The 26,085-nt window shown below is 33.4% G+C and carries 23 protein-coding genes and 6 pseudogenes; 13 read left to right on the forward strand and 16 right to left on the reverse strand.

What is annotated here, in order from left to right; all coding sequences use genetic code 11:
* Positions 1-95: 95 nt before the first annotated feature.
* The 5 genes from ACZZ95_RS24605 to ACZZ95_RS24625 form a co-directional block, all read right to left on the reverse strand.
* Positions 96-470, reverse strand: a complete 375-nt coding sequence (locus tag ACZZ95_RS24605) for a LysM peptidoglycan-binding domain-containing protein (protein ID WP_463471100.1) — start codon at positions 468-470, stop codon at positions 96-98.
* Between the two features lie 2 nt (positions 471-472).
* The gene (locus ACZZ95_RS24610; RefSeq protein ID WP_463471101.1) at positions 473-706 is read right to left on the reverse strand and encodes a hypothetical protein; all 234 of its coding nucleotides are present in this window, start codon (positions 704-706) and stop codon (positions 473-475) included.
* Complete coding sequence (locus tag ACZZ95_RS24615; RefSeq protein WP_463471102.1) at positions 660-908, reverse strand: BON domain-containing protein; 249 nt, start codon at positions 906-908, stop codon at positions 660-662. Before ACZZ95_RS24615 ends, ACZZ95_RS24610 begins: the two co-directional genes overlap by 47 nt.
* 158 nt (positions 909-1,066) lie before the next feature.
* Positions 1,067-1,549 (reverse strand): hypothetical protein, encoded by a 483-nt coding sequence (locus ACZZ95_RS24620; protein WP_463471103.1) that lies wholly within the window; start codon positions 1,547-1,549, stop codon positions 1,067-1,069.
* A 6-nt stretch (positions 1,550-1,555) separates the two neighbouring features.
* Entirely contained in the window at positions 1,556-2,185 is a 630-nt protein-coding gene (locus ACZZ95_RS24625; RefSeq protein WP_463471104.1) for a DMP19 family protein, read from the reverse strand.
* A 140-nt stretch (positions 2,186-2,325) separates the two neighbouring features.
* Here ACZZ95_RS24625 and ACZZ95_RS24630 point away from each other — a divergent pair, with 140 nt between their 5' ends.
* From ACZZ95_RS24630 to ACZZ95_RS24640, 3 genes and pseudogenes are all read left to right on the forward strand, one after another.
* Complete coding sequence (locus ACZZ95_RS24630) at positions 2,326-2,982, forward strand: hypothetical protein (protein WP_463471105.1); 657 nt, start codon at positions 2,326-2,328, stop codon at positions 2,980-2,982.
* 61 nt (positions 2,983-3,043) lie between these two features.
* Positions 3,044-4,119 (forward strand): annotated as a pseudogene (gene dnaX, locus ACZZ95_RS24635) (DNA polymerase III subunit gamma/tau).
* A 119-nt stretch (positions 4,120-4,238) separates the two neighbouring features.
* The gene (locus ACZZ95_RS24640) at positions 4,239-4,823 is read left to right on the forward strand and encodes a DNA polymerase III subunit gamma/tau (protein ID WP_463471106.1); all 585 of its coding nucleotides are present in this window, start codon (positions 4,239-4,241) and stop codon (positions 4,821-4,823) included.
* Between the two features lie 18 nt (positions 4,824-4,841).
* Here ACZZ95_RS24640 and ACZZ95_RS24645 read toward each other — a convergent pair whose 3' ends face one another.
* The 5 genes from ACZZ95_RS24645 to ACZZ95_RS24665 all read right to left on the reverse strand — a co-directional run bounded on the left by ACZZ95_RS24645 (position 4,842) and on the right by ACZZ95_RS24665 (position 9,642).
* A complete protein-coding gene (locus tag ACZZ95_RS24645) occupies positions 4,842-5,420 on the reverse strand; it encodes an NAD(P)H-dependent oxidoreductase (protein ID WP_463471107.1) in 579 nt (192 codons plus the stop codon).
* A 168-nt stretch (positions 5,421-5,588) separates the two neighbouring features.
* Positions 5,589-6,149, reverse strand: a complete 561-nt coding sequence (locus ACZZ95_RS24650; protein ID WP_463471108.1) for a Crp/Fnr family transcriptional regulator — start codon at positions 6,147-6,149, stop codon at positions 5,589-5,591.
* Positions 6,149-7,039 carry a Ppx/GppA phosphatase family protein gene (locus tag ACZZ95_RS24655; protein ID WP_463471109.1) on the reverse strand — a complete coding sequence of 297 codons (891 nt, stop codon included), beginning with the start codon at positions 7,037-7,039 and terminating at the stop codon, positions 6,149-6,151. The genes ACZZ95_RS24650 and ACZZ95_RS24655 overlap by 1 nt, the downstream gene beginning before the upstream one ends.
* A gap of 33 nt (positions 7,040-7,072) precedes the next feature.
* On the reverse strand, positions 7,073-9,151 hold the full coding sequence (gene ppk1, locus ACZZ95_RS24660) for a polyphosphate kinase 1 (RefSeq protein ID WP_463471110.1): 2,079 nt from the start codon (positions 9,149-9,151) through the stop codon (positions 7,073-7,075).
* A 5-nt stretch (positions 9,152-9,156) separates the two neighbouring features.
* A complete protein-coding gene (locus ACZZ95_RS24665; RefSeq protein WP_463471111.1) occupies positions 9,157-9,642 on the reverse strand; it encodes a SixA phosphatase family protein in 486 nt (161 codons plus the stop codon).
* A gap of 648 nt (positions 9,643-10,290) precedes the next feature.
* On the opposite strand from ACZZ95_RS24665, the gene ACZZ95_RS24670 reads away from it, so the two are divergent.
* From ACZZ95_RS24670 to ACZZ95_RS24700, 7 genes and pseudogenes are all read left to right on the forward strand, one after another.
* Positions 10,291-10,692: a hypothetical protein gene (locus ACZZ95_RS24670; protein ID WP_463471112.1), complete on the forward strand. Its 402-nt coding sequence runs from the start codon at positions 10,291-10,293 to the stop codon at positions 10,690-10,692.
* 18 nt (positions 10,693-10,710) lie between these two features.
* On the forward strand, positions 10,711-12,240 hold the full coding sequence (locus tag ACZZ95_RS24675; protein ID WP_463471113.1) for a hypothetical protein: 1,530 nt from the start codon (positions 10,711-10,713) through the stop codon (positions 12,238-12,240).
* A 98-nt stretch (positions 12,241-12,338) separates the two neighbouring features.
* Positions 12,339-13,985: pseudogene (locus ACZZ95_RS24680) on the forward strand (SprB repeat-containing protein); the annotation flags it as partial.
* A 152-nt stretch (positions 13,986-14,137) separates the two neighbouring features.
* A complete protein-coding gene (locus ACZZ95_RS24685) occupies positions 14,138-14,446 on the forward strand; it encodes a SprB repeat-containing protein (protein ID WP_463471114.1) in 309 nt (102 codons plus the stop codon).
* A gap of 197 nt (positions 14,447-14,643) precedes the next feature.
* A complete protein-coding gene (locus tag ACZZ95_RS24690) occupies positions 14,644-17,220 on the forward strand; it encodes a gliding motility-associated C-terminal domain-containing protein (protein WP_463471115.1) in 2,577 nt (858 codons plus the stop codon).
* 69 nt (positions 17,221-17,289) lie between these two features.
* Positions 17,290-18,202: pseudogene (locus ACZZ95_RS24695) on the forward strand (PorP/SprF family type IX secretion system membrane protein).
* A gap of 11 nt (positions 18,203-18,213) precedes the next feature.
* Positions 18,214-20,158 (forward strand): annotated as a pseudogene (locus tag ACZZ95_RS24700) (OmpA family protein).
* Between the two features lie 116 nt (positions 20,159-20,274).
* Here the strand turns inward: ACZZ95_RS24700 and ACZZ95_RS24705 are convergent.
* The 6 genes and pseudogenes from ACZZ95_RS24705 to pyrR form a co-directional block, all read right to left on the reverse strand.
* Positions 20,275-20,778, reverse strand: a complete 504-nt coding sequence (locus ACZZ95_RS24705; RefSeq protein ID WP_463471116.1) for a CAP domain-containing protein — start codon at positions 20,776-20,778, stop codon at positions 20,275-20,277.
* A 173-nt stretch (positions 20,779-20,951) separates the two neighbouring features.
* Positions 20,952-21,596, reverse strand: a complete 645-nt coding sequence (gene pdxH / locus ACZZ95_RS24710; protein ID WP_463471117.1) for a pyridoxamine 5'-phosphate oxidase — start codon at positions 21,594-21,596, stop codon at positions 20,952-20,954.
* 90 nt (positions 21,597-21,686) lie between these two features.
* Positions 21,687-22,591: pseudogene (locus ACZZ95_RS24715) on the reverse strand (ribonuclease Z).
* Between the two features lie 118 nt (positions 22,592-22,709).
* Positions 22,710-23,043, reverse strand: a pseudogene (locus tag ACZZ95_RS24720) (ribonuclease Z).
* A 262-nt stretch (positions 23,044-23,305) separates the two neighbouring features.
* Positions 23,306-24,232, reverse strand: coding sequence for an aspartate carbamoyltransferase catalytic subunit (locus ACZZ95_RS24725; protein ID WP_463471118.1), 927 nt, complete (start codon positions 24,230-24,232; stop codon positions 23,306-23,308).
* A 187-nt stretch (positions 24,233-24,419) separates the two neighbouring features.
* On the reverse strand, positions 24,420-24,959 hold the full coding sequence (pyrR, locus tag ACZZ95_RS24730; protein WP_095954379.1) for a bifunctional pyr operon transcriptional regulator/uracil phosphoribosyltransferase PyrR: 540 nt from the start codon (positions 24,957-24,959) through the stop codon (positions 24,420-24,422).
* A 296-nt stretch (positions 24,960-25,255) separates the two neighbouring features.
* On the opposite strand from pyrR, the gene ACZZ95_RS24735 reads away from it, so the two are divergent.
* The 3 genes from ACZZ95_RS24735 to ACZZ95_RS24745 all read left to right on the forward strand — a co-directional run bounded on the left by ACZZ95_RS24735 (position 25,256) and on the right by ACZZ95_RS24745 (position 26,077).
* Complete coding sequence (locus ACZZ95_RS24735) at positions 25,256-25,510, forward strand: type II toxin-antitoxin system ParD family antitoxin (protein ID WP_463471119.1); 255 nt, start codon at positions 25,256-25,258, stop codon at positions 25,508-25,510.
* The gene (locus tag ACZZ95_RS24740; RefSeq protein WP_463471120.1) at positions 25,500-25,793 is read left to right on the forward strand and encodes a type II toxin-antitoxin system RelE/ParE family toxin; all 294 of its coding nucleotides are present in this window, start codon (positions 25,500-25,502) and stop codon (positions 25,791-25,793) included. The genes ACZZ95_RS24735 and ACZZ95_RS24740 overlap by 11 nt, the downstream gene beginning before the upstream one ends.
* Positions 25,794-25,903: 110 nt before the next feature.
* On the forward strand, positions 25,904-26,077 hold the full coding sequence (locus tag ACZZ95_RS24745; protein ID WP_463471121.1) for a hypothetical protein: 174 nt from the start codon (positions 25,904-25,906) through the stop codon (positions 26,075-26,077).
* Positions 26,078-26,085: the final 8 nt, after the last annotated feature.

The raw sequence follows: 26,085 nt of genomic DNA on the forward strand, positions 1-26,085 counted from the left end.
CGGTAAAAACTAGTAAAATTTACTTTTTAAATCCATTATTTCCATAAAAAAAAGCCCATCATTACGACGGACTTTCTTAAACACCATAACATTAGTTATACTGTTGGTATTTTCAATTTCCAACCGGGCTGAATTAAATCAGGATTGGAAATAATATCTTTATTGGCTTCAAATATATCCTGCCAAGAAACGCCATATGCTTTTCCTATTTTAGAAAGAGAATCACCAGCTTCAACGGTATATTCTTTTGAAACTTTTTCTTCGACTTCAATATTCATTACCACATCAGCAGAACGATAATCCGGATCTATTTTTCCGTAAGCATTCCACAATTTTTCTTTATCTGCCGCCGATTTGGCTTGACCGTCTATATACAAAACATTATCTTGTTCTCTTACCTGCAAATTGGCGATACCTAATTCACCTGCCAAATCTGTCACATCTCTATATTTATCTTGTAAACTCATCATAACTATTTAATGATTAATTTGTTATCCACTTTTTTCGGTTTCAATTCCTGTATACTTTGCATTAAGGGCTGTAGTTTATCTCTTTTAATTTCACCAGAAAGTGTTACTACACCGCCTACAACCGTAGCACTTACTCCATCGTAAGCATCTACAACTTTATGTATCGATTTATCTAACTCTGTATCAGGATTAATAACAACAGTTGCTCGCCGCTGGTTCTTGATTGGCTCTCGCAATCTCGCAGGTATTCACAACAGATTTTACTCCTTTTGTTGCTCTAACACTTTTTTCGATATTTTTTTTGAAAATTTCGTCGTCGCAGGTTCCAGTAATTGTCGCTACACCATCATGCACAGTTACCTGTATGTTTGGCGTGTCGCTTAGTTTTTCGCTGATAGCTTTTTCAATATCTGCATCTTTTGGAGCGCAAGTTTGCAAGTGAAACAAAAAGTCCGATTCCCAGTAAAATTGTTTGAATTTTCATAATAACATTTTTTTAATAATTAACTATCTAAAATTAAACAGATTAACTATCAAAACATTATATGATATTAGAAGGAGTTTATATCATTTCCAGTAAAAAAGAAATAAATATCTTATATTTTTGAAGTTTTTAAAACCGAAATCAATTCTTCTAAATGAGGCATTTTCATTTTTACAACAGATTGTATTTCAGTATTTTCAGAAGCAATAACTAAAACGCCTTCATTATCTTCTTCATATCCAGCAGGTATAGCATGATAATTCGGATTTGAAATTAATGTTTCTTTTTTTCCATCTTTAAACCAGCCATAATTGGCTTCATAAATAATTTTATCTTCTAAAAATGTAATAGTTTCTTCACCATAAGTATTCCATAAAGAAACTCTAAGTGTATAAAATCCAATTAGGGAGAAGATACCAATTCCAATAAAGAAACCAATATGTAAACCGCTTCCAAGTAAGACACTAAAAATTGCACCAACTATTGGAAAAATAAAAAACGAAAAAGCTAATGCAAACATTACTGTTCTAACTAAGAATGGAGATTTCTTTACTTTTAGTTTTAATGTATCGTTAACGAAGTTATATTGTTCCATAAAAGTTTAAAAGACTTTAGTAAATTCATCTTTATGATTGCGAATGTACTTAATTCGAGCATCACTAATTCCCTGCTTTGACTGCAACTCATAAAATTCATGATCTATTTCATTTAAAGGATTATTTTTATAAGATTCACTGAAACTTTTCATTGTTCCATCATCAAATTTTTCTAAATTAACTTTGTTTTCTTTATAAATCTTGTTTGCCTTATGAGTTAATTCAGCATATTTTTCTAATCCTATGATTTGAAATCCATCTTCAGCCATTTGACCAAATTCTTGATTAGAATTATAATAAAACTGATTAAATCCGCCATTATTCACTTCACCTTCTAATTTCCAAGTTGACCAGAACATTTGTTGCCCTTTCGTTAACGATTTAACTTGAAGAAGTTCATTCTCGTAATCCATACTAATCCATTCCAAGATGTTATCTGAAATCATCTGTTCCAAATTCGCATCAGATGTCTTATCAATAATCTCAGCAGTTATTATGTTTTGTTTTTTACTTACATTGAAAATTTCCAAATTTTTATCTACAGCTGTTCTTTCTTCTAACTTTTCAGCTGTTCTATTACATCCTATAAAAATCAGGACAGATAGGATAAAAAAATTATTTGTTATTTTTTTCATTTTGAAATCGTATAGTATTACTTCATATCAACTTTATAAATGAACTACTTTTTTTATAATTCATCATTTTACATTTGGAATAAAAATAGTGCATTTTTTATTACAAAAAATTAATTATTATTGTATTCAAAATCAACTTTATGAAGCTTAGATACATTTTTGTTATTGCATTCTTTTTTATTTGGAACAATTCATTTTCTTGTGAATGTAAGCCAATTGAACGAGAAAATATGGTAGAAGTAGGATTAAAGCATGAAATTGTATTTTACGGAGAAGTTATAAAAGTGGACTCAATAAACAGAATTTATACTTTTAGAATCTTAGAACTCTTTAAAGGAAATTACAATTCTTTTTTCATTAAACAAAAATATTCTGGTAATTGTTCTATTATTCCATCTGTTAAACAACTTTGGATTGTTTATGCCAATTTTAATGACGATAAAACTATCGAAGTGAGTGGTTGTTCTCCAAGTACTGGATTTAAACCCTACGGGAGTGACTCCATGCCTCCTCCACCAGATATCAAAATCTCTCAAAAGACAGATGATCAAATAAAAGCATTGTCTTTTTATGCTTGGGATCTGAAATTTGAAAATCGAAATTTACAAGATTGGATTTATCAATTAGAGAAATTAAGGATATATAAAAAAACTCAAAAAGAAATTTCTGATAAAGAAAAAACCGAGGCAAAACTTGAAAAAAACAGCAGATACATCATCATTTCTTTGATTGTCAACATCGTATTATTTCTAAGTTTAATCTTTGTAATTTTAAAGAAAAAGAATTTCGTCAAATAAATAAAATCGACTTTAAACAACGAAACAAAAGTCATATATTTGCTATCGAATAAAAAAGAATATGGAACAATTTGTAGTATCGGCTCGTAAATACCGCCCGCAGACCTTTAAGGATGTTGTGGGGCAAAAAGCCATTACCAACACTTTGTTGAATGCTATTGACAGCAATCACCTTGCTTCTGCCCTTTTGTTCACTGGACCACGTGGAGTTGGTAAAACTACCTGCGCGCGTATCTTGGCCCGTAAAATAAACCAGCCTGGATATGACGATCCGAATGAAGATTTTGCTTTTAACGTTTTTGAGTTAGATGCTTTGCTTCAAACAACTCGGTTGATGATATTCGAAGCCTTATTGATCAGGTTAGAATCCCGCCGCAAACCGGACAATACAAAGTATATATTATTGACGAGGTTCATATGTTGTCTTCGGTCGCTTTTAATGCTTTTCTTAAAACATTAGAAGAACCGCCAAAGCATGCTATTTTTATTTTAGCAACAACAGAAAAACACAAAATCATTCCAACGATTTTATCTCGCTGTCAGATATTTGATTTCAAGAGAATTACAGTAAAAGATGCTAAAGAACATTTGGCTGAAGTTGCTAAAAGTCAGGGAATCAATTTTGAAGATGATGCACTGCACATTATTGCTCAAAAAGCAGATGGTGCCATGCGTGACGCTTTATCTATTTTTGACCGTGTGGTTTCATATTGCGGAACTAATTTAACACGTCAGGCCGTAACCGAAAACCTAAACGTTTTAGATTACGAAACTTACATTTCGATTACCGACTTACTTTTGGAAAATAAAATTCCAGAACTTTTATTGGCATACAACGATATTCTGGCAAAAGGTTTTGACGGGCATCATTTTATTGCTGGATTAGCTTCTCATTTTAGAGATCTTTTGGTGAGCAAAACGCCTGCAACTATTGCATTATTAGAAGTTGGAGAACAAGCACAGCAAATGTACGGCGTTCAATCGCAAAAATGTTCTCAGGAATTTTTATTGAAAGGAATTGATATTGCAAACGACTGCGATTTAAAATACAAATTGAGTCAGAATCAGCGCCTTTTAGTCGAATTATGCTTGATGCAATTGGCCTCTATCAACTTTGATGGAGAAAAAAAAAGTTGAGCAATTCATAATTCCGCCCACTTATTATAAAAACGGAAGCTTCTCTATAACTGAAGTTAAGTCCCAAATTCCGAGTACTAAATCCGAAATTCCAAATTCGGAGGAAAAAATCACTGTCAATGTCAATCAAAATGACAATGATAAATCTCGTCGCTTCAAATACTGCAAATGTAACTCCGGTCGCTGAAACTCCGAAGGTTCAGACTCCAGAAACTCCGAAGACCGAAACAAGTAATACTCCAAAAGTTTCTGCATTTTCTTTGGCGAGTATCCGCAAGAAAAAGGAATTAGAAGCGAGTACAAAATCGTACGTAAAACCTACATCTGTCTTACTAACTGAGGAGTTTACAGAAACTGAAATGTTATTGCATTGGAACAAATTTGCAGAGCGTTTAGGACAAAAAGGTTTCAAGATTATGGAATCTATTCTATTGATCAACGATCCTGTTTTGGATGGAACAAAAATCATTTACGAACTGCCAAACGAAGGTTCTAAACTAGAATTTGAAAGTCAGATGAATGCTCTTTTGGGACATTTGAAAGGACATTTACATAATCATGACATCACAATTGAAGTTGTTGTGAATGAGAAAATAGAATTAAAAAGAAGTTATAACGACCAAGACAGATACAATCGTTTCTTAGAAATCAATCCAAACATTGAACTTTTGCGTTCAACATTTGGATTAGAATTGAATGATTAGAGTCGCAGTAGTCACAAACTATTTTTGGTGCAGTCCGAATTTATAAACTTTTTCAAGCCATTTTTTTCGCCGCTTTTCTTCAGAACCTTTAATAACTCCAATATAGCTGACTTTTACGGGTTTTACACCACAGAATTCCAAAGTAGATTTCTTTAACTGATTTACGCTTGGTCTTCCATAAAACAAGCGATAATACCAGCTTGGCTGATCTAAAGTGGTAACAATATGCGCTGTTTTTCCTTTCAATAATTTATCCCACCAAACCGAGTTTTCCCGATACTGAAAAGCCATTCCTGGCAGAAATAAGCGATCAATAAAACCTTTTGTAATAGCAGGAAGTCCGCCCCACCAAACGGGATGAATCCAAACTAAGTGATCTGCTCTTTTAATTTTTTTCCAAGACTCGAGTAAATCGGGTTCTAATTCTGTTCGTTTTTGGTAGCCGAATTTTAAATTTGGATTGAAGTTTAGCGCTGCAATTGTAATGGTTTCTACAACGGCTCCAGAAGCTTCAGCACCGCTTTTATAAGATTCAGCGATTCCAAAATTGAAGCTTTCGGGATTTGGATGTCCGTTTATAATCAGTATTTTTTTCATATTAATGTTTTTTCAAAAATACTTTTAGTACATTTTATTTTACTGGACAAATGTCCTGAAAAATTTATTTCTCTCTCAGATTTTGTAGATTAAGCAGATTTATTTTTAGCTTATTAACTGAGAAGAAAGAATCCGCTCAATCTGCAAAATCGGCGAAAAACAAAATAATCACAAAACTGCTTTCCTAATTCGGCTTAAATGTCTTGGTGTAACTCCTAAATAGGAAGCTAAATATTGCAATGGAATTAATTGAATATATTTTTGATGATTCTCAAAAAGTTCTTCATAACGCTGTGCACCAGATAATTTCTGAAAAGAAACCATTCTTTTATGCAGATTTACAAATTCTAATTCGGTAAGTTTTCTACCTGCTTCCTGCCAGTTAGAACCTGATTGATATAATTTTTCTAAGGCTTTGCGGTCCAGAATTTGTACTTCCACATCTGTTAAAGCTTGAATACTTTCTTCGGCTTTTTCTTCGGTTATAAAACTTGCAAAAGAAGCCATAAATTCATTTTCGAAAGCAAAACAATTGGTAATTTCATCGCCTTTGTGATTCATAAAAAAGGAACGAAGAATTCCTTTTTTTATAAACACTATTTCATTACAAACCTGATTTTCAGTCAATAAAAGAGCTCCTTTTTTTAATGTACGGAACGTAATTAAATCGTTTAAAAGATCTAATTCTTCCGCAGAAAAATCCTGAATGGACTGAAAGACAGATTTCATTAAATTTTACCGTAATACATTGCTTTTACGATTCCATCTGAAAGTCCGATTTTTGGAACATAAATCTGGCGCGCACCACTCCATTTCATTGCATTTAGGTAAATACGTGTTGCATGGATAATAACGTCGGCACGATCAGAGTTTAAGCCTAATTCGGCGATTCTTTGCTCGTAAGTCAATGAATTCAAGAAAGCATATTGCGAATTAATATAAATGTACGAAAGCGGTTTTTCTTGCCGCTTTCCAGACATTTTAAATAATTTATTGATATTCCCTCCAGAACCAATTAGAGTTACCTCTTCGTAATCGGCCGTATTAGTTCGAATCCATTTTTCAATTTCATCCCAAACTACATCGTGAACCATATTATTTAATAAACGAACTGTTCCCGCTTTGAAAGATCTTGAGTTGATCATTTTTCCATCAGAGAATAGAGTAAACTCGGTACTTCCGCCTCCAACATCAACAAAAAGATAGGTTTCGTCTGTTTTTAGTAAATGATGCAAATCTGTAGAAGCAATAATTGTCGCTTCTTTTTTACCATCGATAATTTCGATTTTAATGTCGGCTTTTTTCTTAATTAGAGCCACCACTTCTTTTGCATTATAAGCTTCTCGCATCGCTGAAGTTGCAAATGCCATATAACGTTCTACTTTATGTACTTTCATCAAAAGATTAAATGCTTTCATGGCATCAACCATTCGATCTATATTTTCTGGTGAAATTTCTCCAACTGTAAAGGCGTCTTGTCCCAAACGAATTGGTACACGAACAAGGGAACTTTTATTAAACTGCGGTTCTTTGCCATCTTGTTCTACAACGTTCGATATCAATAGCCTCATGGCATTTGAACCGATATCTATCGCCGCAAATTTCCTAATATTAATCATGCTCAATTTATGATTTTGAAATTGGTATTGTTATTAATTTACTTTTTGAGGAACCTCTTCTAGTATTGCAAATTTATCTTGATAATATTTATAGGTTTCAAATTGTGCTCTAAATGGGGCATGATGGTTCTTAGGCTTATATTTATTATCTAATTTATAGGAATGATATCTTACTTTTACATTTCCTTTCCAGGCAATGTTGAAATTATCTATTAATTCTTTTTTAATTTCAAGGTCATAAATAGGACAGGTTACTTCGACTCTTCCATCCAGATTTCTTGTCATAAAATCGGCTGATGAAATGTATACTTCGTTTAAACCTGCATTTCCAAAAATATAAATTCTAGAATGTTCTAAATAATTATCGACGATACTTATTGCTTCTATGTTTTCGCTCATTCCTGGAATTCCTGGAATTAACGAACAAATTCCTCTTACCTGAAGCTGTATTTTTACGCCGGCATTACTAGCTTCGTATAATTTATCGATCATTTTAAAATCGGATAAACTATTCATTTTTAATTTTATATGTGTTTTTCTACCTGCCAGTGCATGCAGAATTTCGCGGTCAATCAGTTTTATAAATTTGGTTCTTGTATAATGAGGCGACACGATTAAATGTTTGTATCGATGCACTCTGTAATTAATATCAAAAAACTCAAATATTTTTGATGTGTCTTTTAAAATTCCTTGATGACACGTAAAAAGGGTTACATCTGTATAAATTTTAGCAGTAGATTCGTTGAAATTTCCTGTTGAAATAAAGCCGTAACGACGATTTTTTCCTTCTTCGGTTCTTTCAATAACACAAATTTTGCTGTGTACTTTTAGGCCTTTAATTCCGAAAATAAGTTCGATCCCTTCTGTCTGCATTTGTTCTGCGTATGAAATATTCGAAGCTTCATCAAAACGTGCCTGAAGTTCAATCTGCACCACGACCTTTTTACCATTTTTAGCGGCATTAACCAGCGAACTAATAATCTGCGAGTTCTTAGCCAAACGATATAAAGTAATTTTAATACTGGTAACTTTTGGATCTAAAGTCGCTTCACGCAAAAATTTTGTCAGATATGAAAAAGACTGATATGGAGCGTGTACTAAATAATCTTTTTTACTGATTTTCTCCAAAATACTTCCGTCCAAACTTAAACCTGGAACTGGAAGCGGTTCATTTGGTTTATACAACAAATCGAAACGTCCTAAATTCGGGAAACTCATATAATCACGACGGTTATGATATCTTCCTCCCGGAATTATACTGTCGGTTTCTACAATTTTCATTTTGTCTAAGAAGAAACGCAAAGTATCTTCTTCAATTAAACTATCATAAATAAAACGAACGGGTTCACCTATTCTACGATCTTTTACAGATGTCGCGATTTTTTCGAGCATACTTTTACTCAAATCACTATCAATATCTAATTGTGCATCACGAGTAATTTTGATCATGTGTGCAGATACTGTTTTGTAATCGAATATATTAAAGATATTTTTCAGTTTGAAACGAATAACATCATCAATTAGAATTACATATTGTTTTTCATCATCAGAAGGAAGAACAACAAATCTATTTATGTTTTTTGGAATTTCGATTAAAGCGTAACGAACTTCATCGTTATTAAGTTCCAAACGAACTGCCAAATAACCCAATGTGTCTTTTAAAATAGGAAAAACAGCCAGATCGTTCAAAATGATTGTTACCAATTCAGGACTTAATTTTTGTGTAAAAAAGTCTTTTAGAAAACATTCTTGTTTAGGCGTGATCTGATCTTCGTTGATAATAAAAATATTTTCGGCTTCAAGCTCTGCTTCAATATTTCCTAGAATACGTAAACTTTCTGATTGTTGCTGAATTACAATTTCTGTAATATCTTTAATTAACTGCTGAGCAGAAACACCGCCCAGATATTTTTCGCCAGAAATCCCAGAGAGACTTAATCTACGAATGGTCGCGTAGCGAACTCTAAAGAATTCATCTAAATTGTTTGAAAAAATTCCAACAAAACGCAGTCTGTCTAAAAGCGGAACCGTGTTATCTGTCGCTTCTTGAAGCACTCTTGCATTAAACGCTAACCAGCTTTTTTCTCTATCGATATATTTCTGTTCGTACACTGTAATTATTTTAAATCTTTGGGGAAAATAGTTTTATGTGTTTTGCCTTTATTGATAGTATTCCAGTTGTCTGCATCGAACTGCAGGGAGACAAAGCCCGATGTTGGAACATTATCTATAAAAACATCCCCAAATTTATTAACAAAATTTGTAATAGCCTCGTTATGTCCGAAAAGAATAACGCTTTCAAAACTATTATCACACGATTTGATAACTTTTTCGAGTTGTTTTTCATCAAAAGTATAAAGGTCGTCCTTATAAATGATGCTTTCTATAGGATAAGAAAGATTTTGTGCAAATATTAAAGCTGTCTCCGAAGCTCTCGCCGCAGTACTGCTCCAAATTATAAAGGTTTTAGGCAGATAATCTGAAATATGTAATGATACATCATGCGCATCTAGGATTCCTCTTTTCATCAGCGGACGATCGAAATCTTTTAATGGTGCTTCCCAACTTGATTTAGCATGACGTATTAAAATGAGATTTTTCATAAGGAGCAATTTTAAAAACCTGATCTGCAGGCTTATATTTTTAATTAAGTTCTAATTTACAAAAGATATTTTAAACCTTTTCTTTTTTTTATTTCCGTTAACATTTAATCCAAATTTTAACAAGAATCTGGACTTCGTAAAACGGGAATGACACTAAAATATATAAAACTCAAAATTTTCAATTTTATGTACTTCGTCTATAAAATAAGTACTTGATCGATACTATTAATATTTATATAATTTTAACTAAATATTTGATTATTAGTCATTTACAATATTTAAAAAAGAATAATTTTGATCAAAAAAGCAAAAAAATACTTCAAAAAAAATTACTTTATCAGGCTAAAAAAAGTGCTTTTCGACGCTGTTTTTTTTACAAAAAGAACACTTCAACGAGTTTTTAGGTTAGTTACAGACAAAAAAAATCAAAAATAAACCTACCATATAACTTTGATTCTGTTAAAATACTATTAATACTTTAAAACAAAATCTGAAGTTATGGGAACTAAATCTACTCTTGCAAAAGCAGTAAAATTTGTCAATAATTGTAAGTTTATTTTTTCTTTCAAAAAGAACATCTTTCAAAAAAATATATTTTTTGTCCTGTTTTTTTTAATTACCACTTTTTCATTTTCTCAAACTGAAAATGTGGATTCTTACTTAATGAACTTGGAAAATTCTGGACAGGATTCTAATCTTAGCCACCTCAACCATCTTTTGTATGATTTACAATCTGCCGTCTATGCCTCTTCAAGCGAAATAACGGTTTATGGTGAACAGCCTACTTCTTTATTCTCAGATATTAATTCTATCCAGAGCCTTAACTCTTCTGTTTCTTTAAAAAACGATATTGAAATCGCAACAATTAAAATTGAAAAGGCTTCAGATTTAAATCAGTCTATTGACTTGAATTCTTTCTCTGGTTTTGGAAAGTTGAAATATATCTTCATCGTTTCTGAAATCGAAACAAATCCTTCTGTTATCAATAATTTGATTAAAAATAATACTTCAAAATATGTTCTTCTTTATAAAATTTCTATAGGCGGATAATTTAAAAAACTTATGACTATGAAAAAACTATACTCTCCATATTTTGCGGTTTTTTATTTCTTTTTAATACTGACTATTAGTACAACTGAAATAAATGCGCAAGTAATTAAACCATTTAAAGAAAGAACTTCTTCGTACTCTCCTGAAAAAACAATCTATAAAATTAAAGGGGATTTTACGATGATTGGAAACACGAATTTGACTTTGCAGAATTATGCTGTAGACAGAACCAACGCATCAAATCCAATGATTTATGTGGATAAGGATAATGATAATCAAACTCATAACTCTTCTTCGGCTACTTTAGATTTACTGAATGATGGGGGAACGAAACTAACAAACTGCTATAACATTGTTTATGCGGGTTTGTACTGGACAGGAAGAGTTTCTGATGCCAGCACTAGTCCAGATTCTTTCAATGTGACTAAAAATGGTGTGACCAAAACTTTAAACAAAAGAAAAATTTTATTTAAAGGGCCTAATGATACTTCTTATGATGAGTTTACTGCTTCTGATATTTATTTTCCAACAAATGCTGATAATAATATGTTTACAGCTTATGCTGAAGTTACCGACTATGTGAAAACAAACGGAATTGGGGAATATTTTGTCGCCAATATTGCCGCAACTGAAGGATCTAATGGAGGCGCGATAGGAAAATATGCTGGATGGGGTTTGGTCGTGGTTTACGAAAATTCTAACATGAAAAATAGAGATATTACCGTTTTTGATGGTCATGCTTTTGTACAAAATCAAACCACTGCAAATTATACTATTCCAGTTTCTGGGTTTAATTCTGTTACATCGGGACCAGTTGGTATTAAGCTTGGTGTTATGGCAGGTGAAGGTGATGTTAATTATGATGGCGATTATTTTCAAATTAGAAAACTGAATACTAACAATTATCTAAGCTTAAGCCGAGCAGGAAATTCAACAAATAATTTCTTTAATTCATCAATTAATACTGGAGGAAATGCCCGAAATCCGAATTTGGTCAATAATTCAGGAATTGATATTAGTATGTTTGATCTTCCAAATAGTGCAAAAGATATAATTGGAAACAATCAAACGTCTACCACTTTTAAATATGGATCGACTATTGACACCTACAGTATATTTTCAATTGTTATGGCAGTCGATGCTTATGTTCCAGAGATTGAAGGCACGCTTACGGCTACGACAATTAATGGGAATTCTGCTGGAGCTGGTCCATACGATGTTTTACCTGGTGAAGAACTTGGTTATAAAATACAAATTAAAAACAGAGGTTCTGAAGCTGTACAAAACAGCAAAATTGTAATTCCAATTCCGTATAACGCTTCATTTGTTAATGGAAGTTTAGCAAAAACTATAAATTTCAGTCCCGCACCTACTCCAAATTCATTGACGTATGAACCTACAATTGGTGCAAACGGATCTATTGTTTGGAATATTGGTTCACTGCCCTTACCTTCTGATCCTACTACTGTTTTAGCCGAATTAACATTCAAACTAAAATCTACGGAAAACTGTGCCTTGCTTAAAAATTCGAACTGCAAAGCAATGTAATTCAAGTAAACGGTTTGTTAAGCGGACAAGGTATAAATTCTGGCGTATCTGTAAATAACAAATCTTTAATTTTAGGTTATACTTCGTCTGGAAACTGCATGGGAACAGCAATTTCTGCACCGCTTCAAACCACAATAAATTCTACCAATTATACTAATGCTAATTGTCAGTCGACTTCGCCTACAATTGCTTTTACGTTTTGCAATAATGCATCATCAATATCAATTACAGATGTAACAGGTTCATTTCCTCCTGGATCTACATTTTACAATGCTTATCCAGTAGTGGCAGGAACAACCACACAATATACAATTAACAATACCTTCCCTGCAACAGTAGGAAATTCAACTTATTACGCAATTCCTCCCGGAGCTGATAGTGGATGCTTTTTTCAATTTGCCATCAATATAGAGAGCATTACAACAAAACCAACTGTTACAGATCCTATAAATTATTGTGTTGGTGATACTGCAGTTCCTTTGACTGCTGTACCAAGTAAACCAGAATATACATTATACTATTACGAAACTGCGTCTTCAACAGGGCGACAGTCCTTAACTCCTTCAACTGCTGTTGCGGGACAATATACCTATTATGTTGCTGAAGGAAAAACTAATGCCTGCATTGGTCCTAAAAAAGCGATAGTAGTAAATATAAATTCAAAACCAACAATAACTATAACTAACCCGTTTCCTATTTGTGCGCCAGCGACTTCAGTAGATTTAACCACTTCAAGTATCACTGCTGGAAGCACATCAGGATTAACGTATACGTATTGGGCCAACGAAACGGCTACAATTCCGTATACAGATTTTAAAGCAACTGTTCCTGGTACTTATTACATTAAAGGAACCAATAGCTCTAATTGTTACGATATAAAACCAGTTGTAGTTACAAAAAGTACTGTTACCGTTACAGAGTTAAAAGCTTCTCATGTGAATGTAAAATGTTTTAATCAATCTACGGGATCAATTACTGTAAACAATGCTTCTGGAGGAGTCGCACCATATACTTATTCATGGAAAAAAGATGGCGCTGTATATGCTGGTACTTCTCAAACCCTAAATAATTTAGGATTTGGAAACTATGAGGTTACATCAACCGATAAAAATGGCTGTCAAGGAACACTAACAATTTGTATTGTACAGCCAAGTGCGTGTTTAGCTTTGGATAATTCTTCTAAAACAGATGTTTCTTGTTTTGGTGAAAGTACCGGAACTGTAACAGCTGGCGCGGTATCAAATGCAGTTGGGACAGTGACTTATTCTTGGAAAAACAGCGCAAATTTTGAAGTCGGAACTACAGCTTCGGTCTCAGATCTGCCTGCGGGAACTTATACTTTAACCGTAACAGATTCTTGTTCTTCTCAATCGAATTCTGTTACTATTGTACAGCCAAATACTGCTTTAAGCTGTTCGATTACTCAAAACAAATCGGTTACTGCAAATGGATTAAGTAATGGAGAGGCAAAAGTAACACCAATTGGAGGAAATGGCGGTTATACTTATTTATGGGATAATAAGGAAACAACTGCTCAAGCTATTGCTTTGAATGCAGGTTTACATACGGTTACCATAACCGATTCTAAAGGCTGTACGACAACCTGTTCCGTTACTATAACAGAACCAAATATACTTTCTTGCAAGATTTTGCAGGACAGTCCCGCTAAATGTTTTGGAGAAAATACGGGTAAAGCAACTGTAACTGCTATTGGTGGTAATGGTGACTATACTTACCTTTGGGATAATAACGAAACAACCGCTCAGGCACTCGCTCTGAATGCGGGTTTACATACTGTTACTGTTACAGATAAATTAGGTTACACTACAACTTGTACGGTTACAATTTCGCGACCTCAAAATGTACTTAGTGCGGTAAAAACTCAAACAGATGTTACTTGCAGCGTGACAATAATGGTACAGCAACAGTTACAGTTTCTGGAGGAACTACTGGATATAATTATCTTTGGAATACAAATCCTACGCAAACAAAAGCGACAGTTAATAATCTTACCGCCGGAAATTATTCTGTTACTATTACAGATGCAAATGGATGTAGTATTTCTGAATCATTTGTAATTTTAGATGGCGATTCGGTTAAACCAATAATAAATCCGTTACCACAAACCACAACAATTAATTGTCCAGTAGAACCAGTTTTTGAGCAGGCACTGCCTCAGACGATAATCGAACTATTTCTTCTCTAACTTATGTAGATAGTATAACAACAGGAAATTGTGCTGGATCCTATACTAAAACAAGAACCTGGACTGCAAAAGATGCTTGCGGCAATATTTCGCTTCCAGTTAGTCAAACCATAATTGTACAAGATAATACAGTTCCAATTTGGACAACTCAAGCAGGAACTTTAGATAAAACAATTGAATGCGGCAACGCGCCAGCTTTGACAGACGCTCAAGCTTTATTTCCAACTGCTTCTGATTCCTGCGACAATGATGTTACCAATATTGTAAAAATGAGCGGTCAGTTTACAGCTTCTGCTAATTGCGGAAATGCTGGAACTTATACCAATACTTGGACTGTGAAAGATGACTGTGGAAACATTTCTGACACATTCACACAAGTGATTACGATTCAAGATACAACTGCGCCAATATTTACTGGAATCCTTCCGCTTGATACGGAAGTATCTTGCGATGCAGTTCCTGAACCTGCAGAAATGAATGCTTCTGATAATTGTAATGGCAGTTTACCAATAGTATTTTCTGAAACAAAATCAAATATTCAAAATGGATGCCCTTCAAATTATACTTTAACCCGTACATGGAAAACCAGCGATTGCGGCAACAATACAGTTTCTTACACTCAAATAATTACAGTAAGAGATAAAACGGCTCCCACAGGCACAGCTCCTGCGAATGTAACTAACTTAGCAAGCATTGATTTAATTCCTGCTGGAAGTCCAACGGACATAAAAGATGTCGCGGATAATTGCAGTTCATCAGTAAATGTAACTTTTGCAGATACTAATAATGGATGTGATGGAAACGTCTATATTTTAACTCGAACATATACTTTAACCGATTGTGCTGGAAATAAAACAGAACTGGTTCAAACCTTTACCGTAAATTGTAAAGTCTACAAAAAGATCGTAGCTGATGATGATAATGCAGGACCTATTGCCGGCGTAAACCATACTGTTACCAATGTTATAAATGTATTTTCAAACGATACTCTTGACGGCGTAGTTGTAAAACCAGCTGATGTAATTTTAACCACAATAACTCCAAATACATATTTAAACTTAAATCCTGATGGTTCTGTAGACGTTTTACCAAATGCACCTGTAGGAACATTAACGCTGGTCTATCAAATTTGTGAAACAAATCAACCCGATAATTGTGATACAGCAACAGTTACCATTACAATAGAAGCACCAAAAATGACAGTAACGGCTACACCAATATGTGTTAATGACGTTCCGTATGTTGATTATGTAGTAACTCCTGTAAACTTTACCCCTATAAACGGCTTAACAATTTCTTGGGCAGACAACAGCAATAACGTTGTTACAACCCTTACAAATTTACCATTAAGCGGTCGTTTATTATGGCCTGGAGCTGTTGTTGACGGAACTGGAAAAGGAATTGACTGGCCGGGATGGATTTTTGAAAATAATAAATGGGTACAAGGCGCAGACGGATTTGAAAAATTTCGTCCTACAGCTAATTTGATCCTAACTTTAAATCCAACTGAAACTATTACAGTAAATTATCCGCCAGCTGATCCGTATTGTATTGCAAGACCTACATTTGTAATTGTTGCAAATGATGACAGCCCAGCACCAATTACAGGATCTGGAGCGGTAACGAATATCATAAACGTTTTTACTAACGATATATTAAATAACACTCCGGTAAATCCTGCCGATGTTACATTAACCACTGTAACCCCAGACCCAAAAGGAGTAATAACCCTAAACCCTGATGGATCTATAGATGTTGCGGCTAATGCACCCGCGGGAACTTATACATTGACTTATCAAATTTGTGAAAAAGCAGATTTTGGAAACTGTGATTCGGCTATTGTGACGGTAATCGTATCAACTCCTCCTTCGCTGCCAACTCCGGTAGTCGCAAATGATGACAATTATATCAATATCGGATGCAATACTTTTGGACTTGTTGGAAACGTATTAAGCAATGACTTTAAAGGAGCTAGTCCCGCAACGTTAGCGTTAGTAAACTTTACACTTCTTACAGAAAACAATAGTGCTAAAACAGATCCAAATATTACAATTGACAGCTCTGGAAATGTAACCGTTTCAAGTTTAACACCAGCAGGAACTTACACTTACAACTATAGAATCTGTGATAAATTGAGTTCTGAAAACTGCGATACGGCAATTGTAACTATTACAGTAAATCCAAATGGTGTTACAGAAATTTTAAGTACAGCATGTAATGATGATTCATCGCTAATCAACTTGACTGATTTACTTCCAACGGGCAGTCCTATTACTGGAACTTGGGTTGATAAAAATAATACAAATACCCTTCAAGGAAGTATTTTTAATCCTTTTGGTTTGGCACTCGGAAATTATTCTTTTGACTATTTAATAGCTGACGAAAAATGCCCAAGAACAATCACTTTAAATATGGAAGTAAATAATGACTGTAAAGTATTGGCCTGCGGAAATGTTTTGGCTCGTAATGCATTTTCTCCTAATGGCGACGGAATGAATGATATTTTTAAAATTGACAATATTGATGATTTAATCTGTTATCCCGAAAATAAGGTTGAAATATATAATCGATGGGGAGTTCTGGTTTTTGAAACCACAAACTATAACAATACAACCAATATGTTCGATGGAACTTCTAGAGGCAGAACCACGGTTAAGCAATCTGATGGTTTACCAACTGGTACTTACTTCTATATCATTAATTACAAATCACTTGATGGGCAGAACAATATCCAAGATAATAAACTAGACGGGTATCTCTATTTGTCTAAATAACATTTATTAAACAAAAAAAACTATTTGATTTACAGTACGTTAAAATCAATGGCAATAAAATCATCTATTATGAGAACAAAACTATTTTTTTTCATCATTTTATTAGTGACATATATAGGGCATGCACAGCAAGATGCACAGTTTACCCAGTACATGTACAATACAATAAACATAAATCCTGCATACGCTGGTTCTCGTGGTGCATTAAGCATATTTGCTTTACATCGCGATCAGTGGGTCGGATTAGATGGCGCCCCTAAAACCAATACAATTTCTGTTAACACCCCAATAAACAATAGTAATATTGGTCTTGGAGTATCTTTAGTTAACGATAAAATTGGCCCCACAAACGAAAATCAATTTTCTGTAGATCTTTCTTATAGCGTACCTACTTCTGAAACATGGAAACTTTCTTTTGGTATAAAAGGTACAGCGGATATTTTTAATCTTGATATAAATAAATTAAATCCCGAGACTCAAGGCGACACGCAATTTCAGAATCTAGACAATGATTTTTCTCCAAACGTCGGTGCTGGTATTTACTGGCATTCTGACAAAGCTTACATAGGATTATCGGTTCCAAATTTCATTCAAACAAATCGCTATGATGATAATGATGTAGCCATTTATAAAGACAAAATAAATTATTATTTAATAGGAGGTTACGTTTTTGATTTTTCTCAAGAAGTAAAATTCAAGCCAGCAGTTTTAACTAAAATGGTCGAAGGAGCACCGCTTCAAGTCGACGTATCTGCAAATTTTATGTTTTTTGAAAAATTAACTTTGGGAGTTGCTTACAGATGGGATGCTTGCAGTAAGTGCAATGGCGGGATTTCAAATTAGTGACGGATTATATATTGGTTATGGATATGACAATGAAACCACCAATTTAAGAAACTACAGTTCTGGATCACATGAAATTTTTCTGCGATTTGAATTCTTCAAAAACAATGGTAAAATGACAACCCCTCGTTTCTTCTAAAAAAAACTATCATGAAAAACTATACATTACTTTTCCTTACAATTATAAGTGTTTTTTCATATAACAGTTATGCACAGCAGTCAAAAATAAATTCAGGAGATAAAAAATATGATAATTACGCCTATGTTGATGCCATAAAAACCTATGAAAAAGTAGCCAACAAAGGCTATAAATCTGAAGATATGTTTAAAAAGTTAGGCAACTCCTACTATTTTAATTCTGATTTTGAAGGTGCTTGCAAAATGGTACGGCGAGTTATTTGCCATGAATACTGCTGTCGAACCAGAATATTACTATAGATATGCACAATCTCTAAAATCAACTGGAGATATTAGTAAAGCAAATAAAATTTTTGATGAATTTAATACCAAGTCCAAAAGCGATAATAGGGCAAAACTTTACAAAAATGATGTAAATTATCTAGATCAGATTAAAGCTAATTCTGGTAGATATAAAATTGAAGATGCGGGGATTAATAGCAAATATTCAGATTACGGATCTATCGTTTACAACAACAAAATCTATTTTGCTTCGGCTAGGGATACTGGAAATTTTTCGCAGCGCAAACATAAATGGACTGGAGAATATTTTACTAATATATACAATGCTGATCTCGATCCCGAATCTGAAAAAGCACTAAAAGTAAATAAGTTTAAATCTGCTATTAATACTAAATTTCACGAAGCATCACCCGTTTTTACGGAAGATGGAAAAACAGTTTATTTTACACGAAATAATTTTATTGATGGAAAAAAAGGTAAAGACGATCATAAAATTACTTTAATCAAAATTTACAAAGCCACTTTAGACGAAAAAAATAAATGGAGTAACATTACTGAACTTCCTTTCAACAGCGATAATTACAGCGCGGGACACCCAGCTTTAAGTCCAGATGAAAAAACACTATATTTTTCTTCTGATATGCCGGGTTCAATAGGACAATCCGATTTGTATAAAGTCAGCATTAATCCTAACGGCGGATACGGAACTCCTGAAAATCTTGGAAATACAATTAATACAGAAGGAAAAGAAACTTATCCCTATGTGACAAATGAAAATGAAATCTATTTTTCATCAGATGGACATCCAGGATTAGGCGGTTTAGATGTTTTTGTCGCGAATCTCGAAGAAGATGGAACAATCAGTAATGTTCAAAATGTGGGAGCTGATATAAATTCACCAAAAGATGATTTTGCCTATATTATTGATCCCAGTACCAGACGAGGCTTCTTTAGTTCAAATAAAGACGGCGGACAAGGTTCTGATGATATTTATACATTTCTTGAAACCAAAAAACTAAAATGCATTCAAGAGCTTGAAGGTGTAGTAACGGATGCCGAAACAGGAATCATTCTGCCTGGAGCAAAAATTACCTTATTTGATAATCAAATGTCCGTTAAAAATTCAACTGTTACAGATGGCTTCGGGAAATATTCTTTTGCTGTAGAATGCGGAAAAACCTATTATGTAAGAGCTGAAAAACCAGAATATACTACCAAAGAATTAAGTGTAACTATTGCAAAAACAAGCGGTAAAACCAGTCTTCCAATTGCTTTGGAAAAATCAAGCTGTAAAGTCACAGTTGGCGATGATCTTGGAAAATGTTTTGGCATTAAAATGATTTATTTCGATTTAAATAAATTCAATATTAGAACAGAAGCGGCATTAGATTTAGAAAAAATACTGGTTGTTTTAAACGATAATCCGACAATGAAACTGGATATTCGTTCCTACACAGACAGCAGAGCAACGCATAAATATAATGAAGTCTTATCTGAAAGAAGAGCAAAATCGACAATTAAATGGCTCGTTAAAAATGGTGTAGCTCCAGACCGACTAAGTGGAAAAGGTTATGGCGAAACCCAGCTTGTAAATCAATGTGCAGATGGAGTTTCATGTACCGAAGAAGAACATCAAGCCAATAGAAGAAGCGAATTTATTATAACTGCTTTGTAATACATCAAGATCAATAGAAAAGCTGTCAATAATTGACAGCTTTTTTTTAATTAAAAAGTCGTTGCAATTCTAAGAATTACAACGACCTCTAAAAAACCAACCTGTTCAATATTCGATTAAATTCTAACAAAAATGTTAGTGTAATATTTTTTACCTGTAGTCGCGTCTGTAGTCACAGATAATCCGAAGTGCGTATAATCGCCTTCGATATTCTCTTTGTGGCCTGGACTCTCCAGCCAGGCTCTCAAAGCCGCTTCAGGAGTTTTATAGTTGTAGGCAACGTTCTCAGCAACTTTTGTGGCTCCTAAAACATTTGTAATATTTTTGGCTCTTTCGACGAAGTCATTATGATTTACAACATTATTTTCAATCATATATTTATTATGTTCTTCACATTTAAAAGATATATGATTAATTCTTTCCAAAGTGTTTAAACCAATACTCACACGGTATTCATTTATCAACTTCATTGTTTCTATTTCTGTATCATTGTAAGTATAATTGGTCGCAAGCGGTTCTATCGGAGTATTATTCGCGCTTCCTTCGGCAATATCTGCAGAACATGCGTTCATTGCGAATAGAATCGCAATGAACAACATGATGCGCATAATCTTTTTCATAATCAACAGCATTTTAGCAGTTTAAAGTAGATGTTGGGGCAAATCCTTTAAATTTATTTTTGAATAATTTTGTCTGATTTTCTATACCAAACATATTCAATTTACCGTTAAACTACAAAATAAATCGATGAACTACATCTGATTTTTATTTTTAAATATAAAAATCTTACAAATCAAGAAGATAATCTGTCGATCGTCCACGTAAAATCAGATTGACTCGTATAACGTATTCTGTCATGCGACCTGTTAGCTCTTCCCTGCCAAAATTCTACTTGTAATGGCGTAACCAAATAACCGCCCCAATTTTCAGGTCTCGGAATTGATTTTCCTTCAAATTCTGATTCTAGTTTTTTTAAATTTTCTTCTAAGAAAGTTCTGGACGGAATGATTTCACTTTGATTCGAAACGATTGCGCCGAGTTTACTTCCTTCTGGTCTTGAATCAAAATAATTATCAGAAATAATTTCAGAGGTTTTCTGGGCAATTCCTTTTATAATAACCTGACGCTCCATTTCCTGCCAGAAAAATGACAGACAGACATTTGGGTTTGCTTCTATCGCCTTTCCTTTTTCAGAATTATAATTGGTATAAAATATAAATCCTTCTTCGGAAAATTTCTTCAATAAAACAACACGGGATTTTGGAAAACCATCCAAACCGATTGTCGAAACGGTCATGGCGTTTACTTCTCCGCTTCCGTCGAAATCCTCCATTTCATGAAACCATCTGTTAAAAAGATTAATCGGATCTTCTGGAATATTGTCTTCCAGTAATTCGCTTTTCTCGTAAGACTTTCTATAATTGCTTAAATCGTTCATGATTTTTTATTTTAGATTTTAGTCCCGAAGCCTCGGGATAGATTTTAGATTAAAAACTTTAGAAACTTAGTCACTTAATAACTCAGAATCTTAGAATTCAAAACTCAATCCATCATCACCCAAAAGCACATTGGGAAAGATAGTTTCAGCTTCTTCTTTAAAACGCTCAATTCCATCGTAGCGTGTGGAATAATGACCTAAAATTAATTGTTTTACATTGGCTTTCAAAGCAATACTCGCTGCTTCTTTTGCAGTTGAATGCAGTGTTTTAAATGCCAAAGGAGCTTCTGATTCTAGAAAAGTAGATTCATGGTATAAAATATCTGTATTTTGAATAATCGGAATTATTGCTTCATTGTAAACCGTATCCGAACAAAAAGCATAACTCATAGCCGGCACTGGATCAAAAGATAATTTTTCGTTTTCGATTACAGTTCCGTCATCAAGCGTCACATTACCGCCATTTTTTATTTTCTGGTAATATGCTGTATGAATATTGTATTGCTGAACAGCTTCCACATTTAGTTTTCGTTCTCCAGGTTTTTCTTGAAATAAATAACCGTTCGTATACACACGATGTTTAAGCGGAATCGTTTTTACAATCACGCGATTATCTTCAAAAATAACTTCACTTTCTTTCGACTCTAATTCATGGAAAAACAAATTATAAGTCGTCCAGGATTCTGTCAATTTTAGTTGAAGAAGAATTAATTCTTTAATTCCTTTTGGAGCGTAAATATGTAAATCGGTTGTTCTTCCTAAAAGCGAAAAAGTCGAAATCGTTCCAATTAATCCATATAAATGATCTCCATGAAGATGCGAGATAAAGATGTGATTAATTTTTGAAAATTTAATTTTATTCTTTCGAGTCGCACCTGAGTTCCTTCACCGCAATCAATTAAAAACAATCTGTTCTTAATCTCTAAAACCTGCGAAGTTGGATTAGTAAGTGTTCTGGGAGTTGCGGCATAACAGCCAAGTATAGTCAACTTCATTTTAGATTGTTGATTTTAGATTTTAGATTGATTAAAAAATTTTAGAATTGATAAAAGCATTTTAGATTCAGTGCTAATCTAAAATCTATCCCGAGGCTTCGGGACTAAAATCTGAAATCTAAAACCCTAAGTCTCTCTCGATTTCTTCCATTTCAATAATATCGTGAGCTTCTAAAAGAGAAGGTACAACGACTAATTTATCAGTAACAGCATTAAAATCAAGATCAGAAGCTACAATTACGAATGATTTTTTTCCTTTTTTCTGAGTTTTAGAAAGCGGTAAAAAAAGCTTCAAATCATCTTCTGAGATTTTAGAATCTGATGACAAATCGATTATAATATTGTGTTTTTCGAAGGTTTTAATCTGCTTGCGTCACTTTTTCAAGGAAAGAATTTACATCTCCCTGTGTGTCTTTAATAGTAATGGTATGTCCTTTTTGATCTACTTTCATTTTTTTAAATTTGTGGGGCTTATATAAAAATTGATTTTCTACTAGCTAAGGTACGAAGTTTTTTTTTAGAGTTTTCAGTCTCGGTCTCAGTTTTAAGTTTTTAAACAAGTGTCACACTGAACGAAGTCGAAGTGCTTTTTAAAATCGAAACGTACTATGTAAACGTGGGCTTCGACTTCCCTCAGCCTGACAAATATAATAGGTATTTAGCGCTGAATACTGCGACTGTAAACTGATCACTTAAAACTGAACACTACAACATTTACTGAATCTTAGACGCCAACAAATAAATAACCGCCATTCTAATCGCTACACCATTTTCAACCTGATTTAAGATTACAGAATGATCAGAATCGGCAACTTCAGAAGTTATCTCTACTCCTCTGTTGATTGGTCCTGGGTGCATGATTACGATTTCTTTTCCAAGAGAATCCAAAAGCGGTTTATCGACTCCGTACTGCTGTGCATATTCGCGTGTTGATGGGAAGAAATTCACATCCATACGTTCGTTTTGTACACGAAGCATATTGGCAACGTCGCACCATTCTAAAGCTTTACGTAAATTAGGTTCAACCGTAACACCAAGAGATTCAATATATCTTGGAATAAGCGTTTTTGGGCCGCATACTTTTACTTCTGCGCCCTGCATTTGCAAAGCATATATGTTCGAAAGCGCTACACGCGAGTGTAAAATATCGCCAACGATCACAACTTTTTTTCCGGCAACATCTCCTAATTTTTCTCTGATAGAATAACTGTCCAATAAAGCCTGTGTAGGATGTTCGTGCGCTCCGTCTCCGGCGTTTACGATACTGGCTTTGACATTTTTAGATAAAAAATAAGCCGCTCCGGGATTGGAGTGGCGCATTACAACCATATCAACTTTCATCGAAAGGATATTATTTACAGTATCAATCAGGGTTTCTCCTTTTTTAACAGATGATTGAGTCGCAGAAAAACTGATGACATCAGCAGATAAACGTTTCTGCGCTAATTCAAAAGAAAGTTTGGTTCTGGTACTGTTTTCAAAGAAAATATTGGCAATGGTAATATCTCGTAATGAAGGAACTTTTTTAATCGGTCGGTTAATGACTTCTTTAAAATGATCTGCCGTTTCAAAAATCAGGTTAATATCATTCTCATTGATATATTTTATTCCTAATAAATGATTTACGCTTAATTCTTTCATTTTTATTGTTTATTTGTTTATTTACTGTTTAATCGTTTTTTGCTGTTTAACCGTTTATTTGTTTTATCGTTTAATCGTCCTTTTTTGGCCGTTAAATCAATAAACAATTTCACGCTTCAACTATTTTTTAATTGAGTAATCGAAATCAATCGATTAAACAATTAACCGATTAAACGATTAACCAAACTTAATTAGTCACTAAGTGAACAACATCTTCACCATCATTTTCTTTCCAGCTCACTTTTACCTTTTCGCCATTAATAGCATCTACCTGACGGCCTCTGTAATCGGGCTGAATTGGTAAATTACGGCTGAAACGTCTGTCGATTAACACTAATAATTCAATTTCTGAAGGTCTTCCAAAAGATTGAATTGCGGTCAGCGCCGAACGAATACTGCGTCCCGTAAACAAAACATCATCGATAAAAATGACTTTTTTGTCTTCTACTATAAAATTGATTTGCGTTTTATTGGCTTCAAGCGGTTTATCAGTACGTCGAAAATCATCTCTAAAAAAAGTGATGTCTAGATATCCTAAAGAAATTTCAGGAACCTTGTATTCGTCTTCTAATATTTGTTTTAAACGTTCAGCTAAATAAACACCTCTTGGCTGAATTCCCACCAAAATAGTATCGGAGAAATCAAGATGTTTTTCGATTAACTGACAAGCCAAACGATGGAGTATGATAGTAACTTCTTTCGAATTAAGTAATACTTTTTGGCTCATAAGTAATTGTAATGTTTGGTTGGGCAAATATACGAAATCAGAATTTATTTGTAAGGGTGTTAAGTGGGGAAATATTTTTTCGAGAATAATTCATAATTCTCTCAAATTTCAAATGATCAAAGAAAAACAAACTTTGCTTTCTTATTTTTTATTTTAAAACTTTATATTACCAATACTTTAACGAACATATTTTAGAAATTAAATGATAAAAATTATTCCAACCAAACAGAATTCACTTATAATATTTAACTTGCAGTAAATACCAATAATTGGTATATTTGATAAATTTTTAAGTCATGCCAAAAAATACATCAATATTATTAGGTGATTATTTTGATAACTTTATAAGTTCTCAGATAAAAACTGGACGATTCTCATCTGCCAGCGAAGTTATACGAGCAGCGTTAAGAATGTTTGAAGATGAGGAGACAAAAAAAAGTGAGCTAATTAAGGAATTAAAAAAAGGCGAAAAATCTGGTTTTCTAAAAGATTTTGATCGTGTTCGCTTTTTGGACGATCTAGATAAAAAGTATTCTGGCAATGAATTATAAGATCAGTACAGAAGCATCCTTTGATTTAGAAAAAATTTGGTTATATACTTTTGAAAATTGGTCACGTGAACAAGCACATAGATATATAGATTTAATTATAAACGAAATCGAATATTTATGTTTAAATCCTAAATCCGGAAATGATGTCAATCATATTAGAAAAGGTTATTTTAGAAGTAAAGCAAAATCACACTTAATATTCTACAAGATTAATATAAAAGAAAATCAATTAGAAATCATTAGAATTTTACACCAGATGATGGATATTGAGAATCATCTTTAATCTACTAAATTCTGGCAATCCATAAATCCTAAAACATTTCTCAAAAATTCTATAACACATTTCCCTTATTCTTGAAGTAATTTTATTCTTGAATTTAAAAACTCAACATCATGCAAAATAAAATTACACGTTTGTTAATGGTATTCGTAATACTATTTTCATTTACAAGTCGCGAACTAGTAGGAGACATTTTTAAAGCCGGAATGGGATTCGGAATTTTTATCGTAATCTTTATTGTTGCGATTATTATCTGGATTTTTGCAAAAATGTTCGGCCGTAAATAGTAGTCAAT

The organism is Flavobacterium sp. AC267 (genome assembly GCF_979258715.1).